Below are 707 nucleotides of genomic sequence, written 5' to 3'. Positions count from 1 at the left end.
AGAGCCTGACTGAAAAATGGGTGAGTGATCTCAGTGGGGTGTGATTCCATCGGATTTGCAAAGATTCGAGGGAGAGCACGATGCCCTGGACCAAGATCACTCGGGAGCAATATCGGCGGGACGATCTGCGTTATGCAAGCGATATGACCGATGCGGAGTGGGCGCTGATCAGACGCCTGTTGCCGCGAGCGAACCGGCGCGGCCGGCCGCGTAAGACGGAGCTGCGTCGTGTGATCGAAGCGATCCTCTATATCGTTTCGACCGGCTGCCAGTGGCGGGCGTTGCCGCAGGAGTTCCCGCCCTATTCGACGGTGCAGGGCTATTTTTATAGATGGCGGGATACAGGCCGGTGGCAGAGGATTGTCAGCGTGCTTGTCCGACGGGCGCGAAAAAAGCTTGGACGGACACCGAAGCCGACGGCAGCCGTGATCGACAGTCAAAGTGCGCCGACCACGCAAGCTGGCGGACCGCGCGGCTACGATGCAGGCAAGCGCATCTACGGCCGCAAGCGGCATATTGTGACGGATACCAATGGCCTCCTCCTCGGGGTTCATGTTCATCCGGCCAACGTTCAGGACTGCCATGGCGCCGTACCGCTGCTGAAGAACGTGCGGATGAACTTCCCCCGGCTGCGCCACGTCTTTGCCGACCGGATCTACCGCGGAAATCAACTCCTCGACGCGCTCTCAGACTGCGGTCCATGGACT

Annotated in this window: 1 protein-coding gene; it reads left to right on the top strand. The window is 60.7% G+C overall.

What is annotated here, in order from left to right; genetic code table 11:
* Positions 1–80: 80 nt before the first annotated feature.
* The coding region (locus I6F38_RS43305; protein WP_225164703.1) for an IS5 family transposase at positions 81–707 on the top strand (627 nt) is incomplete at its 3' end.

The sequence above is a fragment of the Bradyrhizobium sp. BRP56 genome, assembly GCF_020194035.1.
GTDB classification, from domain to species: Bacteria; Pseudomonadota; Alphaproteobacteria; order Rhizobiales; family Xanthobacteraceae; genus Bradyrhizobium; species Bradyrhizobium australafricanum.
The sequence above is the reverse complement of the archived record's forward strand: the minus strand, read 5'-3'. Positions and strand labels throughout refer to the sequence as shown.